The following is a 16,821-nucleotide window of genomic DNA, read 5'->3' on the forward strand; positions in this document are numbered from 1 at the left end:
GCGCTTATGCCTGTACCAGTGGACCGGGATTTTTCAGATAATGTTCTTTAATGGCTTGTGCCGCCATCAAGGTGATCGCGCCGATGGTATCGGTCGGGTTCGCCTGGAAGTTTTGCGGGAAGGCGTTGCCGCCCGGTACAAACACGTTATGAACATCCCAGCTCTGCAGGTACTTGTTCAGTGCAGAAGTTTTCGGGTTATCGCCCATCACCGCGCCGCCCACGTTGTGGGTCGAAACGTATTTGGTGAGGTCAAAGTCCGCGCCCATTGGCAGGAAGCTCATGCTCATGCTGTCTGGGTTCAGCTCTTTGGCGATGTTGCCGACGATGCCTTTCAGGTGCTGTTGCAGCTTCAGTTCATTCTCTTTCCAGTTGAACGTCATGCGCAGCAACGGCTGACCGCGATGGTCGGTGTAATTCGGATCCAGATCCAGATAGATATCGCGATACGACTGGCAGGTAGTGGTGATGCTGATCTTCATGGAGTGGTTGTACCACTCCTCCAGACCTTCTTTGTAACCCATGCCCCACGATGGTGTGCCTTTCGGCAGCGCAGCAGCCATTGGCGTGCCGGTGGCTTGCGAGCTGTGGATCTTGGCGCCGCCAAGGAAGCCAAGGCCCGGACCATCGAAGTTGCCTGGTGAGATGTCGTTGAACATCTGGCCGGTGGCGCCGGCGGTGGCGTAAGAGTTGAAGTTTTTGTCTTTGAAGAACAGGGTTGCGCCGCCGTTTGACAGGAACGCATAGTTACGCCCCACCACACCTTCTTCGGTGATTGGGTTATACGGCTTGCCGATACCGGAGAGCAGCATCAGGCGTACGTTATAAAGCTGGAAGCTGGAGAGCACCACGATCTTCGCCGGCTGGAACACTTCGTTGCCGTTCACATCGTAGTAAATCACGCCCTTGGCAGTTTTCTGGTCGTCATGCAGTACCACTTTCACCACTTCCGCATGCACTTCGTATGAGAAGTTCGGCATACGTTTCAACGCATCCATCACCGCCGTTTGTGGTGAGGCTTTTGAGTAGTTGAGGCACGGATATTTCGAGCAGTAGCCGCAGTAGTTACACGGCGCGATCTGGTTGCCGTACGGGTTTTTCCACGCGCGTGATACGCACGCAGAGGGGTTCGGGAACGGATGGTAGCCGAGTTTGGTGGCCGCCTCTTTGAACATCACGTTGTTCAGCGTATCTTCCAGCGCAGGCAACGGATAAGGTTCAGAACGCGGACCTTCAAACGGATCGCCGCCCGGCAAAATCTGGCCGCGCAGGTTACCGGTGGTGCCGGATTGACCGCAGATCAGCTCAAACTTGTAGTAATACGGCTCGATCTCTTCCCAGGTGAACGGGAAGTCCATCACGCGCATATCTTCCTGCAGGATGCCCGGCTTGTAGGCCTCATCGACGTAGGTTTTCAGCTTCAGGTCGGTTGGGGTTGGACGAATCAGCACCGCCGTCCAGTGCATGCCCGCGCCGCCCACGCCGGTTCCCGGCGCAAACGCGCCCCATTTACGGGTCGGCAACGCCGTCTGGCTGCTGTTGTAACGCACCGTGACCGCCACTTCTTTTGGCGTAGCGAACACTTTGTTACGCACGTTGTAGGCGTATTCATCAGCCGGTTTCGGATAAGCGAAATCCGGGTAATCACGCTCGCCACCACGCTCTAATGCGCGCACGTCGAGTCCCGCCATCGCCAGTTCAATACTCATCAACGAGCCGGCCCAGCCGAGGCCGCAAACGACGACGTCGACTTCTTTCTTTGTAATCTGTGCCATGTTAATCCTGTCTCACATACCAAAAACGGGGGTGTGCTTACGCGCTTTCACCCAGGAGGCTGACCGGTCCCAGCGGGTACGGCACGTTGTGCTGCTTAACCCATTCGGTAAAGCTGGCGCGCGCGCCCGGGAAGCCGATGGCGATCCAGGCTTTCATGCCTTTGTTGCCGCCGTACATCGGGTCAGCGAGGTAGCCATGTTTGGTATCTGAGAGCAGTTGGCCGAAGAACTGCGAGGCCTTCAGGTTCTCTTCGCCCAGGGCGGCGAAGTCAATGCCGTCGTTTTTGTTCACTTTGGTGAGCACCGCATCTTTCTCTTCCAGTGACAGCTCATGGAACGGTTTCTGGAAGTTGCTTTGCGTCCACTGATTCACCAGCTTGATACCGGTTTGGTACATCTGCTGTGGCGTGAACGGGATTTGATAACCCATGGTGGCAGGTGCATGCACGTTGAACGGACCCTGCATGTAGATCTCTGCCCCGAACTCTGGGCTGTGCAGTTGCTGATCGATAAAGATCGGCACGTTGGTTTCCAGTGCACCTGGCGCTTTACCTTTGCCGCCGGCTGGAATCAGGCGATCGGTTGCGGCCAGAATAAATTGCCACTCATCGGCACTGAAAAAGATCGGTTTATAGTCGGCGAGCTCGGGTGCTGCCATTTCCGCAGCTTGCGCCGCAGTCAATCCCTTAAATACCAGGTCACTTAATGGCAAAGCCAAAAGCGACCCAAGTAAAAACTTACGTCTGGTGGTCGGTTTATTTAGAAGCATGGCGCGACGACTCTCACTTGCTAAGAAAGATAATTATTTTTGTTAATAGCTTTATAAATCGGTAAATAACCTGGCAATCTTAGGGATATAGGTATTTCAGAATGTAAAAATTCAATTATGGATGTGTTTTGATGAAATTCAGTCATCATGTTGAATTTAGGTTAAGGCTTGGTAAAAGGCTTTCGAGGCGAAAAAACAGGGTTTAACCGTACATTTGATGGGAAAGTGGCACGAATCAGTGGGCATTTGACCAGGGATTATCGCGCAAAGAAATAATCGCAGAAATGAATCAATGAAAAAAAATCATACTTCCATACCAGAGAATTATTCTCATTTATAACATCTTATTTACTTTATTGACCAGCAGATGAACGATCTATTTCGCGGAAATGACAAGTCGCGCACAAAATAAACGCAATAATTCCCCCAGGTAATCAATTGTAATATTCCGGCACAGCTCAGAACAAACCGGCATTTTGCCAAAGCGACGGCAGAGATAGAGTGAATTTATCTATCACTCAGGACAATAATAATGCGCTCACTGATTTTGCTCGTCGCTTTATGGGGCAGCAGTTTTGCACTGCACGCCGCCACACCGAAAGATACCCTTGTCGTCGCCGTCCCGCTCGACGGCATTATTAGCTTCGATCCCGCTGAAAGCTTCGAAACCGTCAGTAACAGCGTGCAGCGCAACATCTACCAAACATTAGTGGAGGCAGATCGTCATGATCCGCAGAAGCTGGCACCGCTGCTGGCCACCCACTGGCAACAGGGCAGCACGCCGCACAGCTTAGTGTTCAACATCAAACCCAACGCACACTTCTCCAGCGGCAATCCGGTGACGGCGCAGGATGTGATCTTCTCACTGACGCGCGCGGTGCAGCTGAACAAAGCGCCCTCTTTCATCCTCGCCGAATTTGGCTGGACCAATGAAAACATCGCCAGCCAGTTCAAAGTGCTGAATGACCATCAGCTGGAGATTCAGTGGCCAGCGCAGATTGGTCAGAATCTGGCGCTGCGCCTGCTGACCGCGCCGGTGGCCTCGGTGGTGGATAGCAAAACCGTGCAGCAACACGTCGCCAATAACGATCTCGGCAACGGCTGGCTGCATACCCATTCCGCCGGCAGCGGCGCATTTATCCTTCAGCAATATGTGCCGCAGCAGGCGCTGGTGCTGAGCGCTAACCAACAAGCGAATCCGCAGCCGAAGCTGAAACGCATTCTGCTTAAAGGCGTGGCGGATGCCAGTGCGCGTCGTCTGCTGATTCAGCAAGGCGATGTTGATGTGGCGTATCAGCTTGGCCCGGATCAGATTGATGCGCTGAAGAGCGACAAGAATCTGCGCATTGAAGCCTTCCCTTCCAGCCTGGTTTACTACCTCGGTTTCAATACCAAAGATAAAGCGCAACCGGCCTTGGGCAATCCGGCGCTGTGGCAAGCCGCGCGCTGGTTGGTGGACTACAACACCCTCTCGAAGGATTTGCTGAAAGGTCAGTACCGCATTCATCAGAGCTTCCTGCCGCAGGGCTTTGACGGCGCGCTGGACGATCAGCCGTTCCACTACGATGTGGCGAAAGCCAAAGAGATTTTAGCCAAAGGCGGCATCAAGCCGGGGACGAAGTTTGCGCTGACGGTGATCAATCAGCCGCCCTATATTGACGTGGCGCAGGCGCTGCAGGCCAGCTTCGCCCAAGCGGATGTGCAGATTGAGTTACAGCCGGTGGCGGAATCGGAGCTGTGGAGCAAAATGCGCGGTCGCGATTTCCAGTCGATCTTCATTTACTGGGGCGCAGACTATGTCGATCCAAACACCAACGCCAGCGCCTTTGCCTATAACGTGCCGGGCGGTTCCAAAACCCTGGCGTGGCGCGTCGGCTGGGATATTCCGGATCTGAGTGCGAAAACCCGCGCAGCGGCCGGTGAAAGCGATGCGGTTAAGCGCCGTGCGCTCTATACCGATTTGCAGAAAACCGTGCAGCAGAACTCACCGTTCGTGGTGACGCTGCAGGGCGCGCAGCAGGTTGCGGTGCGGAACAACGTGAATCATGTGCAGCAAGGGATTGGTGTGAGTTTGCTGTTTTTTGATACGGTGCAGAAATAGTTTTGGATTGTGCTCGCTTTCCCCCTCCTCGGTCCTCCCACCAAAATTGTGCTCGCTTTCCCCCTCCTCGGTCCTCCCCCATAAATGGGGGAGGAAGATGCTGCCATATGTTCGTTCAGAAGCTGCATGTGGCAGCATCTCCTTCCCCCGTTTACGGGGGAAGGCCGGGATGGGGGGCAGCGCGCACCTAACCTCCTTCCCCCGTTCACGGGGGAAGGCCGGGATGGGGGACAGCAGGCACATAATTACGCCTTTTTCGGCACAATCCTCCTCCCTCCTCGCGCGCCGCTTGCTATCCTTCTGGCATAACCTATTGCCTGAGAGCGAAAAAATCATGACCACTCCGTTACTGATTGCCCAAACGCCTGACGTTCAACTGCATCTTCTCTCCAACATGGCGAACCGCCACGGTTTGATCACCGGCGCTACCGGCACCGGCAAAACCGTTACGCTGCAAAAGCTGGCGGAATCCTTCTCCGATATCGGCGTGCCGGTGTTTATGGCCGATGTGAAAGGCGATCTCACCGGCATTTCCGCCGCAGGCGAAGGATCCGAGAAGCTGCTGGCGCGTCTGGCGAAGATTGGCGTCAGCGACTGGCAGGCGCAGAAAAATCCGGTGATGGTGTGGGATATTTTTGGTCAGCAAGGCCATCCAGTGCGTGCCACGGTATCCGATCTCGGCCCGTTGCTGCTGGCGCGGCTGCTCAACCTTAACGACGTGCAATCGGGCGTGCTGCAAATCATCTTCCGCATCGCCGACGATCAGGGCTTGTTGCTGCTGGATTTCAAAGATCTGCGCGCCATGACGCAATACATCGGCGACAACGCCAAAGCCTTCCAGACGCAATACGGCAACATCAACAGCGCGTCCGTTGGGGCGATTCAGCGCGGATTACTGGCGCTGGAGCAGCAAGGTGCTGAGCACTTCTTTGGCGAGCCGATGCTGGATATCCGCGACTGGATGCGCTGCGATAGCAACGGCAAAGGCTTTATCAACATCCTCTCGGCAGAAAAGCTTTATCAAATGCCAAAACTCTACGCCACCAGCCTGCTGTGGCTGCTGGCCGAGCTGTATGAGCACTTGCCCGAAGCCGGCGATCTCGATAAGCCGAAAATGGTGTTTTTCTTCGACGAAGCGCATCTGCTGTTTACCGACGCGCCACCGGTGCTGCTGGAGAAAGTTGAGCAGGTGATTCGCCTGATCCGTTCGAAAGGCGTTGGCGTCTATTTCGTCACGCAGAATCCCGCCGATATTCCCGATAACGTGCTGGGCCAGCTCGGCAACCGCGTTCAGCATGCGCTGCGCGCCTTTACCCCGAAAGATCAGAAAGCGGTAAAAAGTGCCGCCGAAACCATGCGCGCCAATCCGGCGTTTGATACCGTCGAGGCGATTCAGGCGCTCGGCACCGGCGAAGCGCTGATCTCCTTTCTCGATGAAAAAGGCAGTCCATCGATGGTGCAGCGGGCGATGGTGATTGCGCCCGGATCGCGCATGGGGCCGGTTACGCAGGATGAACGCAATGGCCTGATCAACAATTCGCCGCTGTACGGTAAATACGATAGCGAAGTCGATCGCGAGTCGGCGTTCGAAATGCTGCAAAAAGGCGTGCAGGCCACCACGCAGCAAGCCAATGCGCCGGAAGCCAAAGGCAACAAGGTCGCCGTTGATGACGGTATTCTCGGCGGTCTGAAGGACATTCTGTTCGGCACCACTGGCCCACGCGGCGGCAAGCGCGACGGCGTGGTGCAGAGCGTGGCGAAGAGTGCCGCGCGCCAGGTCACCAATCAGATCATTCGAGGTGTATTAGGAAGCCTTCTTGGCGGCCGCCGTCGCTAATACCCGGCATACTTCAAGCCGCAGGTGCGTTAGCTGTATGTCTTCCTGCAACTCGAATTGTTTAGGGTATTTAAGGAACTATGGATAAATTCCAACAACTTAAGCGCAGCAAACGTCTGGCGCTGTCACTGCTGCTGATTGCGGCAGCCACCTTTATTGTGACGCTGTTTCTGCCAGCCAACTTTTGGGTGCTTGGGCTGAAGGCAATCGCAGAAGCGGCGATGGTCGGCGCATTAGCCGACTGGTTCGCCGTGGTGGCGCTGTTCCGGCGCGTGCCGGTGCCGTTTATCTCGCGTCATACAGCAATTATTCCGCGCAATAAAGATCGCATTGGCGAGAATCTGGGTCGCTTCGTGCAGGAGAAATTCCTCGATACCGATTCGCTGCTGGCGCTGATTCGCCGCCACGATCCGTCGCAGATGCTGGCGCAGTGGCTGAACACGCCGGGCAACGCCGATCGCATTGGTCGTCATCTGTTACAGGTGATGCGCGGTTTTCTCGATCTCACCGATGATCAGCGCATTCAGCGCTTTCTGCGCCGTGCGGTGCATCGTGCGCTGGATAAGGTTGATCTTACCCAATCCAGCGCGCTGTTGCTGGATAGCCTGACGAAAAATAATCGCCATCAGGAGCTGCTGGATGCGGCGGTACAACAGCTGCTGCGCTTGCTGCACAAGCCCGGTACGCGCGAGTTTATCGCCGCGCAGATTGTGCGCTGGCTCAAGCGCGAACATCCGATCAAAGCCAAAATGCTACCAACCGAATGGCTGGGCGAACACAGCGCCGATTTGGTTGCGAATGCGGTGGATTCGATACTCGATCAGGTCGCGCTCGATCAGGGGCATGAGTTGCGCCTGGGCTTCGACCGCGCGGTGCAGCGGCTGATTGAGCGGCTGAAAAGCGATCCTGAAATGGCGGAACGTGCTGAAAACATCAAGAGCTGGCTGAAGGAAGATGAGTCGTTCAATCGCTACATTGGCGAGCTGTGGCAGGATTTACGTGGCTGGCTGAAAGACGATCTAAGTAGTGAGGATTCACGGGTGCAGGAGCGCGTCAGACTGGCCGCGCTGTGGCTGGGCGAGACGCTGGCGGCTGACGAAGCGCTGCGCGCCTCAATGAATCAGCATCTGGAAGATGCCGCACGCAGCGTGGCGCCGGAGTTTGCTGCCTTCCTGACGCGCCATATTAGCGATACGGTGAAAAGCTGGGATGCGCGCGATATGTCGCAGCAAATTGAGCTGAATATCGGCCGCGACCTGCAGTTTATCCGCATTAACGGCACGCTGGTTGGCGGGACGATTGGGCTGATTTTGTATGTGTTGTCGCAGGTGCCGGGGTGGGTTCAGCACCTTCAATAAACAGGTCGCCTTTGGCGGCGACCATCCAACATTACCGGCGTTTCATCAGCAGGAACAAGCTGATGGCGAAGAATGCACCGCTCGGCAGAATCGCACCCAGAATCGGCGGCAAACCGTATACCAAACTTAGCGGGCCAAAAATCTGATCTAATACGTAGAACAGGAAGCCAAAGCTAATCCCCGTCACCACGCGCACGCCCATCGATACGCTTCGCAGCGGACCAAAGATAAACGACAGCGCCATCAGCATCATCACCGCCACAGAGAGCGGCTGGAAGATTTTGCTCCACATATTCAGCTGGTAGCGCCCTGCAACCTGGCCGCTCTGCTTGAGGTATTTGCTGTAGTTATACAGGCCGGTGATAGAGAGCGCGTCCGGGTCCAGCGCCACTACGCCGAGCTTGTCAGGCGTCAGGTTGGTTTTCCATTCGCCACTCAGGCTTTGCGAGCCGGTAATTTGTTTGGCATCTTGCAGATCCGATTCATCGACCTGCGACAGCGCCCAGACCTTTTTATCCGCATTCCAGGCGGCACTCGCCGCATAGCGTACGCTGAGTAAACGGCGCTGATCGCTGAACTTATAGATGCTGACGCCATCAATCTCGTTATCGCCTTTGATGCGCTCGATGTAGATGAAGTCGTTGCCGTCCTTCGCCCACAGGCCGTTTTGCGTTGAAACCAGCGAGCCGCCGTACAGCTGCTGCGCACGATAGTTACGCGCCATCTGCTCACCCTGCGGTGCAACGAATTCGCCCACCGCCATGGTCAACAGCACCAGCGGAATCGCCGTTTTCATCACTGCCAGCGCTACCTGCATGCGGGTAAAGCCCGATGCCTGCATCACCACCAGTTCGCTACGCTGCGCCAGCGTGCCCAAACCGAGCAATGCGCCCAGCAGCGCCGCCATCGGGAAGAAGATTTCGATATCTTTCGGTACGCTGAGCAGCGTGTAGTAACCGGCGTCGAGGGCGGTATAAGCGCCCTGCCCGGTTTTACGCAGCTGATCGACGAATTTGATAATGCCCGACAGCGACACCAGCATGAACAGCGTCAGCATGATGGTGTTAAAGATAGTTTTGCCGATATAGCGGTCAAGAACCTTAAACATCAGACCGATCCTCCACGGCTAAAGCGCGCGCGGATGCGACGCATCGGCACGGTATCCCACATGTTCAGCAGCACCGCCAGCGCCAGATAGGAGAAGTTCACCACCCACATCCAGATGGCCGGATCGAAGCGGCCTTTCGCGGCGTTGGAACGCAGAGAACTTTGCAGTAAGAAGAAGATCAGATACAGCAGCATGGCAGGCAGCATCGACAGCACGCGGCCCTGACGCGGGTTCACCACGCTAAGCGGCACCACCATCAACGCCATAACCAGGACGGCAAAGATCAGCGTCAAGCGCCAGTGCAACTCCGCCTGGAACTGCGGGGTTTTGGTCTTGAGCAGCGTGCTAATATCCGCCTGATCGGCATCGTTCGGATCGAGCGTGGCTTCTTTGTAGCCTATCACCGCCTGATAGTTGACGAAGTCCGTAATACGGAAGTCACGCAGCAAGGCGGTGCCTTCAAAACGCGTGCCTTTATCCAGCGTCACCACCTGCGAGCCATCTTTGTGTTGCTCCATGTGGCCGCTATCAGCCAGCACCACCGAGGGACGCGCGTTGCCTTTCGGACGCAGCTGCGCCAGGAACACGTTGCCGAAGGTATTGCCCTTCACATCTTCAACAAACAGCACCGCATTGCCGTCGCTAGAGGTCTGGAACTGCCCAGCCGCCAGCGCCGCCGCGCCTGGGTTAGATTTGGCGTTTTGCGTCACTTCCTGCTGATAACGTGATGACCATGGCCCTAACCAAATGACGTTGACCGCCGCCACAAGCGAGGTGAACAGCATCAGGATCATCGCGGCTTTAATCAGCACACTTTTGCCCAGGCCGCAGGCATGCATCACCGTGATTTCACTTTCGGTGTACAGCCGCCCAAGGGTCATTAAAATCGCCAGAAACAGGCTTAGGGGCAGGATAAGTTGTGCCATTTCAGGCACGCCGAGTCCTAACAATGTCAGAACTAAGTTTGTTGGGATTTCGCCATCCACCGCAGCTCCCAAAATCCGCACTAACTTCTGACAAAAGAAGATCAGCAGCAGGATGAAGAGGATAGCCAGCTGGCTTTTGAGCGTTTCCCGAACCAGATATCTAATGATGATCACGCTTAGTACGCCTGTGATAACTTGTCTTTTTGCAGGAAAATCGCTAGTTTCAACGCTTATCAGCCATTTTTCTTCATCAATGGCCGTCATCGTAGCTAAAATAGTATGACGAACGCGTTAGTGTGGTGAAAAAACAACATACTTGTCACCACCACTCATTATGACTACCGGCGTTGAATTGTCATGGCGTCGCAACGAATTAATGAGTTACGAGCGCGCTACATTCTAACGACAGCCAAGGCCGTTGTCTTTAAGATTCAGGAGAGTGCATGGAGTTCAGTGTAAAAAGCGGTAGCCCGGAAAAACAGCGTAGCGCCTGCATTGTTGTTGGCGTTTTCGAACCGCGCCGTTTGTCACCCATTGCTGAGCAGCTGGATAAAATCAGCGATGGCTACATCAGCGCCCTGCTGCGCCGCGGTGAACTGGAAGGAAAAGTGGGCCAAACGCTGCTGCTGCACCATGTGCCGAATATCCTCTCCGAACGCATCCTGCTGATCGGCTGCGGTAAAGAGCGCGAGCTTGATGAGCGCCAGTATAAGCAGGTCATTCAGAAGACAATCAATACTTTGAACGACACCGGCTCAATGGAAGCGGTGTGCTTCCTGACTGAACTGCACGTCAAAGGTCGCAATACTTACTGGAAAGTGCGTCAGGCGGTCGAAACCTCTAAAGAAGCGCTCTACAACTTTGATCAGCTGAAAAGCAACAAAGTCGAGCCGCGCCGTCCGCTGCGTAAACTGGTGTTCAACGTGCCGACCCGCCGTGAACTTACCAGCGGCGAGCGTGCCATTCAGCACGGTTTGGCCGTAGCTGCCGGTGTTAAAGCCGCCAAAGATCTCAGCAATATGCCGCCAAATATTTGTAACGCCGCGTATCTGGCGTCGCAGGCGCGTCAGCTGGCGGATGCGTACAGCAAAAATGTCACCACCCGCGTCATCGGCGAACAGCAGATGAAAGAGTTGGGGATGAACGCCTATCTGGCGGTTGGCGCAGGTTCGCACAATGAATCGCTGATGTCGGTGATTGAGTACAAAGGCAATCACGATCCAGAAGCGCGCCCCATCGTGCTGGTTGGCAAAGGCTTAACCTTTGATTCCGGCGGTATCTCGATCAAACCCGCCGATTCCATGGATGAGATGAAGTACGACATGTGCGGTGCGGCGTCCGTTTACGGCGTGATGCGCATGGTGGCGGAACTGAATTTACCGCTGAACGTGGTGGGCGTGCTGGTGGGCTGTGAAAACATGCCTGATGGCAAATCGATGCGTCCGGGCGACGTGCTGACCACTATGTCAGGTCAAACCGTTGAAGTGCTGAATACCGATGCCGAAGGCCGTCTGGTGCTGTGCGATGCACTGACCTACGTTGAACGCTTCGAGCCAGAAGTGGTGATTGACGTAGCCACGCTGACCGGTGCCTGCGTGATTGCGCTGGGTCATCACGTTAGCGGTTTAATGTCAAACCACAATCCGCTGGCTCACGAGCTGATCAGCGCATCTGAGCAGTCCGGCGACCGCGCCTGGCGTCTGCCGATGGCGGATGAGTATCAGGAGCAGCTGGAATCCAACTTTGCTGATATGGCAAACATTGGCGGCCGTCCTGGCGGTGCGATTACCGCCGCCTGCTTCCTCGCGCGCTTTGCGCGTAAGTTTAACTGGGCGCACCTGGATATCGCCGGTACCGCATGGCGTTCCGGTAAAGCCAAAGGCGCAACCGGTCGTCCGGTACCGCTGCTGTCGCAGTTCCTGCTGAATCGCGCAGGGTTGAACGGCGACGATTGATTTGGTGATGGCTGTCCCCCATCCCGGCCTTCCCCCACAAGTGGGGGAAGGAGACGCTGCTACATGCGAATTCACAACTAACATAGGGCAGCATCTTCCTCCCCCACTTGTGGGGGAGGACCGAGGTGGGGGACAGCAAGCACCCAGCCCCCCTCTCATCCAAAGGATCCCATGAAAAACGCCACTTTCTATGTGATGGAGTCTGAGAGCGCCGACGACGGCCTAACCGCCATCGAAGCGTTGGTGTGCTCTCTTGCCGAAACACGCTGGCGTGACGGCAAACGCATCCTGATTGCCTGCGAAAACGAAGAACAAGCCAATCGGCTGGATGAAGCGCTCTGGCAACTTCCGGCAAACGCTTTTGTGCCGCACAATCTGGCTGGAGAAGGCCCGCGCTACGGCGCTCCGGTTGAGCTGGCCTGGCCACAGCGTCGCGGCAGTTCACCGCGCGATCTGCTGATCAGCCTTCTGCCACAGTTCGCAGATTTTGCTACTGGTTTCCATGAAGTGATAGACTTCGTTCCTTATGAAGAATCCCTAAAACAACTGGCGCGCGATCGCTACAAAGCCTATCGCAGCGTTGGTTTCCAATTGAATACGGCGACGCCACCCTCGCCGCAAACGACAGTGTAGAAATGGAAAAGACATATAACCCGCAAGATATCGAGCAGCCGCTCTACGAGCACTGGGAACAGCAGGGCTACTTTAAACCGAATGGCGATACCAGCCAGGAAAGCTTTTGCATCATGATCCCGCCGCCGAACGTCACCGGCAGCTTGCATATGGGTCACGCTTTCCAGCAGACCATCATGGATACCATGATTCGCTACCAGCGCATGCAGGGTAAAAATACCTTGTGGCAGGCCGGTACCGATCACGCCGGTATCGCTACACAGATGGTGGTAGAACGCAAAATCGCCGCTGAAGAGGGCAAAACGCGCCAGGATTATGGCCGCGATGCATTCATCGACAAAATCTGGCAGTGGAAAGCGGAATCCGGCGGCACCATTACTCGCCAGATGCGTCGTCTCGGCAACTCGGTTGACTGGGAGCGCGAGCGCTTCACCATGGACGAAGGTCTGTCCAACGCCGTGCGCGAAGTGTTTGTCCGCCTGTACAAAGAGAACCTGATTTACCGTGGCAAACGCCTGGTAAACTGGGATCCAAAACTGCGTACCGCAATCTCCGATCTGGAAGTGGAAAACCGCGAGAGCAAAGGCTCGATGTGGCACATCCGCTATCCGCTGGCTGACGGCGTGAAAACCGCTGAAGGCAAAGATTATCTGGTGGTGGCGACCACGCGTCCGGAAACCCTGCTGGGCGATACCGGCGTCGCGGTTAACCCGGAAGATCCGCGTTATAAAGATCTGATCGGCAAAGAGCTGATCCTGCCGCTGGTGAACCGTCGTATTCCGATCGTTGGCGATGAACACGCTGATATGGAAAAAGGCACCGGCTGCGTGAAGATCACGCCTGCGCATGACTTCAACGACTACGAAGTGGGTCGTCGTCATAAGCTGCCGATGATCAACATTCTGACCTTTGATGGCGACATCCGCGAGCGCGCGGAAGTGTTCGATACCAATGGCGAAGTCAGCGATGCGTGCGCGGACGACATCCCGGCACAGTTCCAGAAAATGGAGCGTTTCGCCGCGCGTAAAGCGATGGTTGCCGCCATTGATGAGATTGGCCTGCTGGAAGAGATCAAACCGCACGACCTCACCGTGCCTTACGGCGATCGCGGCGGCGTGGTGATCGAGCCAATGCTGACCGACCAATGGTATGTGCGCACCGCACCGCTGGCGAAAGTCGCGGTTGAAGCGGTAGAAAATGGCGATATCCAGTTCGTGCCGAAGCAGTACGAAAACATGTACTTCTCATGGATGCGTGACATTCAGGATTGGTGCATTTCACGTCAGCTGTGGTGGGGACACCGCATCCCAGCATGGTACGACAACGACGGCAACGTCTATGTTGGCCGCACCGAGGACGAAGTGCGTCAGGAAAACAATCTGGCTGCCGATGTGGCGCTGCGCCAGGATGACGACGTGCTGGATACCTGGTTCTCGTCCGGTCTGTGGACCTTCTCGACGCTGGGCTGGCCGGAGAACACCGAAGCGCTGCGTACCTTCCATCCAACCAGCGTGCTGGTGAGCGGCTTCGACATCATCTTCTTCTGGATTGCGCGCATGATCATGCTGACCATGCACTTTATCAAAGATGAAAACGGCAAGCCGCAGGTGCCGTTCAAAACCGTTTATATGACCGGTTTGATACGCGATGAAGAAGGCCAGAAGATGTCCAAGTCGAAAGGTAACGTCATCGATCCGCTGGATATGATTGACGGCATTTCTCTGGAAGATCTGCTGGAGAAACGTACCGGCAACATGATGCAGCCGCAGCTGGCTGAGAAGATCCGCAAACGTACCGAAAAGCAGTTCCCGGACGGCATCGTGCCTTCAGGTACCGATGCGCTGCGCTTCACCCTTGCCGCGCTGGCTTCTACCGGTCGTGACATCAACTGGGATATGAAGCGCCTCGAAGGCTACCGCAACTTCTGCAACAAGTTGTGGAACGCCAGCCGCTTCGTGCTGATGAATACCGAAGAGCAGGATTGCGGACAAAATGGCGGCGAAATGAAGCTGTCGCTGGCGGATCGCTGGATTCTGAGCGAGTTCAACCGCAGCGTGAAAGCCTATCGCGAAGCGCTGGATAACTATCGCTTTGATATCGCGGCCAACATTCTGTACGACTTCACCTGGAACCAGTTCTGTGACTGGTATCTGGAGCTGACCAAGCCGGTGATGACCAGCGGTAGCGAAGCGGAACTGCGCGGTACGCGTAATACGCTGGTCACCGTGCTGGAAGCGCTGCTGCGTCTGGCGCACCCGATCATTCCTTACATCACCGAAACCATCTGGCAGCGTGTGAAAGGCCTGAAAAACATCGATCACGATACCATCATGCTGCAGCCGTTCCCGCAGTATGACGCGGCGAAAGAGGATGCCGAGGCGCAAGCCGATATCGAGTGGATGAAGCAGGCGATCGTCGCGGTACGTAATATCCGTGCTGAGATGAACATCGCACCAAGCAAGCCGCTCGACGTGCTGCTGCGTGACTGCTCTGCGGCTGCGCAGCGTCGCATCGAAGAGAACCGCACCTTCCTGTCGCGTCTGGCGCGTCTGGAAAGCCTGACCATTCTGCCTGCAGGCGAGAAAGGCCCGGTTTCGGTCACCAAGATTGTTGAAGGCGCTGAGTTGCTGATTCCGATGGCGGATCTGGTCAACAAAGAAGCCGAGCTGGAGCGTCTGGCGAAAGAGCTGGTGAAACTTGATGTCGAAATTGAGAAGATCCAGACCAAGCTGGCGAATGAAGGCTTTGTCTCACGTGCGCCGGAAGCGGTTGTCGCCAAAGAGCGTGAGCGCGTGGCTGAGCTTGAGCAATCAAAAGCAAAACTGTTTGAACAGCAGGGCGTGATTGCGGCATTGTAAGCGCTTCAGTCCAACTGCTTAATCGAAGCCGGGCACTGCCCGGCTTTTTTATACCGGAAGATAATGATGACCACCGACGCTCCCATCAATTTAAAGGTGCGCCCCATTACAGCCGCCGATAACCCGCTGATTGCACAGGTGATCCGTGATGTGTCAGCCGAATTTGGCCTGACGGCGGATAAAGGCTACACCGTGTCCGATCCCCATCTCGATCGCCTGTTCGAACTCTACAGCGAAGCCAACAGCGCTTACTGGATTGTGGAACATGATGGTGTGGTGGTGGGCGGCGGCGGCGTTGCACCGCTGGCCTGTAGCGCGCCGGATATCTGTGAGCTGCAGAAAATGTATTTCCTGCCGCAGGTGCGCGGCTTAGGTCTGGCGCGCGATCTGGCGCTGCGTGCGATGGAATTCGCCCGTCAGCAGGGCTTTCAGCGCTGCTATCTGGAAACCACCGGCAGTTTGACGCGTGCGATTAAGTTGTATGAGTCGTTGGGGTTTGAGCTGATTGAGAGCGCGATGGGTTGTACCGGGCATGTGGATTGTGAAGTGCGGATGCTGAAGGTGTTGTGATTTGCTCGCTGTGTGTGCTCGCTGTCCCCCATCCCGGCCTTCCCCCGCTAGCGGGGGAAGGAGATGCTGCCACATGCAGCTTCATCACTGGCATGTGGCAGCATCTTCCTCCCCCATTTATGGGGGAGGACCGAGGAGGGGGACAGCGAGCACAAACCTAAACCGCCGGCACTCCACTATGAAACCGCAGTTCGCCATCCGGCTCGCTGATTAAGCGCGCTTCTGCCTCGCCAAACACCTGCACGCGCGGCGCAATCTCCTTCGGCGAAATCTGCTGCGCCAGCTTCAGGTAATCCTGATAGTGACGCGCTTCCGAGCGCAGCAGCGAAATATAGAACTTCTCCAGTTGCTCATCCAGATACGGCGCCAGGCTGGCGAAACGTTCGCAGGATCGCGCTTCGATGTACGCCCCGCAAATCAGCTTATCCACCAGCGCTTCCGGCTCGTATGTGCGAATCTCGCGAATCAAACCTTTGGCATAGCGGCTGGCAGTGATTTTGCGATACGGCAAACCGCGCGACTGCATGATTTCCCACACCTGATAGAAGTGGTGCAGCTCCTCTTTCACCAGCAGCACCATCATCTCCACCAAATCATCGGCCCACGGCAGCTCGTTGCGCACGATAATGCTTTTGGTCAGATTCTTGTGGGCATTGATAAAGTTGCCGTCCTGCTCGTCGCGGTAGATAAAATCTTCATACGGCTTGAGCCATGCCAGAATGGCATCACCACTTGGCTTATCCGCCACGTATTTACGGATGATGAACACCGCGGTTTGCGCGGCTTTCAATTCACAAACCATGTGATCGGTGAGCAGCAACGTCAGATTTTCCGGCTTGCGCGCTTCATCAATCCACGCTTGTGGCGTGCGGCAATGCAGGAATTGATAGATCGGTTCTAATAGCGGAGCGTAATTCATGGGCAGTCTTTTG

The 16,821-nt window shown here is 55.7% G+C and carries 12 protein-coding genes; 7 read left to right on the forward strand and 5 right to left on the reverse strand.

What is annotated here, in order from left to right; all coding sequences use genetic code 11:
- Positions 1 to 4 precede the first annotated feature (4 nt).
- Both ACVLVH_RS13210 and ACVLVH_RS13215 read right to left on the reverse strand, forming a co-directional pair.
- On the reverse strand, positions 5 to 1,774 hold the full coding sequence (locus ACVLVH_RS13210) for a GMC family oxidoreductase (protein WP_192412465.1): 1,770 nt from the start codon (positions 1,772 to 1,774) through the stop codon (positions 5 to 7).
- A gap of 37 nt (positions 1,775 to 1,811) precedes the next feature.
- Positions 1,812 to 2,543, reverse strand: coding sequence for a gluconate 2-dehydrogenase subunit 3 family protein (locus tag ACVLVH_RS13215; protein ID WP_110868049.1), 732 nt, complete (start codon positions 2,541 to 2,543; stop codon positions 1,812 to 1,814).
- A 532-nt stretch (positions 2,544 to 3,075) separates the two neighbouring features.
- On the opposite strand from ACVLVH_RS13215, the gene ACVLVH_RS13220 reads away from it, so the two are divergent.
- The 3 genes from ACVLVH_RS13220 to ACVLVH_RS13230 all read left to right on the forward strand — a co-directional run bounded on the left by ACVLVH_RS13220 (position 3,076) and on the right by ACVLVH_RS13230 (position 7,839).
- The gene (locus ACVLVH_RS13220) at positions 3,076 to 4,644 is read left to right on the forward strand and encodes an ABC transporter substrate-binding protein (protein ID WP_192412466.1); all 1,569 of its coding nucleotides are present in this window, start codon (positions 3,076 to 3,078) and stop codon (positions 4,642 to 4,644) included.
- Positions 4,645 to 4,978: 334 nt separating this feature from the next.
- On the forward strand, positions 4,979 to 6,481 hold the full coding sequence (locus tag ACVLVH_RS13225; protein WP_101762223.1) for a helicase HerA-like C-terminal domain-containing protein: 1,503 nt from the start codon (positions 4,979 to 4,981) through the stop codon (positions 6,479 to 6,481).
- 80 nt (positions 6,482 to 6,561) lie between these two features.
- Positions 6,562 to 7,839 carry a DUF445 domain-containing protein gene (locus tag ACVLVH_RS13230; protein ID WP_192412467.1) on the forward strand — a complete coding sequence of 426 codons (1,278 nt, stop codon included), beginning with the start codon at positions 6,562 to 6,564 and terminating at the stop codon, positions 7,837 to 7,839.
- Positions 7,840 to 7,870: 31 nt separating this feature from the next.
- Here the strand turns inward: ACVLVH_RS13230 and lptG are convergent, their stop codons facing one another.
- Both lptG and lptF read right to left on the reverse strand, forming a co-directional pair.
- A complete protein-coding gene (lptG, locus tag ACVLVH_RS13235) occupies positions 7,871 to 8,947 on the reverse strand; it encodes an LPS export ABC transporter permease LptG (protein ID WP_137385080.1) in 1,077 nt (358 codons plus the stop codon).
- Entirely contained in the window at positions 8,947 to 10,047 is a 1,101-nt protein-coding gene (lptF, locus tag ACVLVH_RS13240) for an LPS export ABC transporter permease LptF (protein ID WP_110868051.1), read from the reverse strand. Before lptF ends, lptG begins: the two co-directional genes overlap by 1 nt.
- A 269-nt stretch (positions 10,048 to 10,316) precedes the next feature.
- On the opposite strand from lptF, the gene pepA reads away from it, so the two are divergent.
- The 4 genes from pepA to ACVLVH_RS13260 all read left to right on the forward strand — a co-directional run bounded on the left by pepA (position 10,317) and on the right by ACVLVH_RS13260 (position 15,889).
- Complete coding sequence (gene pepA / locus ACVLVH_RS13245) at positions 10,317 to 11,828, forward strand: leucyl aminopeptidase (RefSeq protein ID WP_101762227.1); 1,512 nt, start codon at positions 10,317 to 10,319, stop codon at positions 11,826 to 11,828.
- A 171-nt stretch (positions 11,829 to 11,999) separates the two neighbouring features.
- Positions 12,000 to 12,461, forward strand: coding sequence for a DNA polymerase III subunit chi (locus ACVLVH_RS13250; RefSeq protein ID WP_061718226.1), 462 nt, complete (start codon positions 12,000 to 12,002; stop codon positions 12,459 to 12,461).
- A 2-nt stretch (positions 12,462 to 12,463) separates the two neighbouring features.
- Complete coding sequence (locus tag ACVLVH_RS13255) at positions 12,464 to 15,319, forward strand: valine--tRNA ligase (RefSeq protein WP_192412475.1); 2,856 nt, start codon at positions 12,464 to 12,466, stop codon at positions 15,317 to 15,319.
- Positions 15,320 to 15,385: 66 nt separating this feature from the next.
- The gene (locus ACVLVH_RS13260; RefSeq protein ID WP_101762229.1) at positions 15,386 to 15,889 is read left to right on the forward strand and encodes a GNAT family N-acetyltransferase; all 504 of its coding nucleotides are present in this window, start codon (positions 15,386 to 15,388) and stop codon (positions 15,887 to 15,889) included.
- A gap of 157 nt (positions 15,890 to 16,046) precedes the next feature.
- On the opposite strand, the gene miaE is transcribed toward ACVLVH_RS13260, so the two are convergent.
- Positions 16,047 to 16,808, reverse strand: coding sequence for a tRNA isopentenyl-2-thiomethyl-A-37 hydroxylase MiaE (gene miaE, locus ACVLVH_RS13265; protein ID WP_101762230.1), 762 nt, complete (start codon positions 16,806 to 16,808; stop codon positions 16,047 to 16,049).
- Between the last annotated feature and the right edge of the window lie 13 nt (positions 16,809 to 16,821).

The organism is Kluyvera sp. 1366 (genome assembly GCF_054823405.1).

Excerpts from the sequence above, each read along its gene's own strand:
- ACVLVH_RS13215 (WP_110868049.1), bottom strand. The coding sequence starts at position 2,543 with ATGCTTCTAAATAAACCGACCACCAGACGTAAGTTTTTACTTGGGTCG.
- pepA (WP_101762227.1), top strand. The coding sequence starts at position 10,317 with ATGGAGTTCAGTGTAAAAAGCGGTAGCCCGGAAAAACAGCGTAGCGCC.
- ACVLVH_RS13230 (WP_192412467.1), top strand. The coding sequence starts at position 6,562 with ATGGATAAATTCCAACAACTTAAGCGCAGCAAACGTCTGGCGCTGTCA.
- ACVLVH_RS13225 (WP_101762223.1), top strand. The coding sequence starts at position 4,979 with ATGACCACTCCGTTACTGATTGCCCAAACGCCTGACGTTCAACTGCAT.
- ACVLVH_RS13250 (WP_061718226.1), top strand. The coding sequence starts at position 12,000 with ATGAAAAACGCCACTTTCTATGTGATGGAGTCTGAGAGCGCCGACGAC.
- lptG (WP_137385080.1), bottom strand. The coding sequence starts at position 8,947 with ATGTTTAAGGTTCTTGACCGCTATATCGGCAAAACTATCTTTAACACC.
- ACVLVH_RS13220 (WP_192412466.1), top strand. The coding sequence starts at position 3,076 with ATGCGCTCACTGATTTTGCTCGTCGCTTTATGGGGCAGCAGTTTTGCA.
- ACVLVH_RS13260 (WP_101762229.1), top strand. The coding sequence starts at position 15,386 with ATGACCACCGACGCTCCCATCAATTTAAAGGTGCGCCCCATTACAGCC.
- miaE (WP_101762230.1), bottom strand. The coding sequence starts at position 16,808 with ATGAATTACGCTCCGCTATTAGAACCGATCTATCAATTCCTGCATTGC.
- ACVLVH_RS13255 (WP_192412475.1), top strand. The coding sequence starts at position 12,464 with ATGGAAAAGACATATAACCCGCAAGATATCGAGCAGCCGCTCTACGAG.
- ACVLVH_RS13210 (WP_192412465.1), bottom strand. The coding sequence starts at position 1,774 with ATGGCACAGATTACAAAGAAAGAAGTCGACGTCGTCGTTTGCGGCCTC.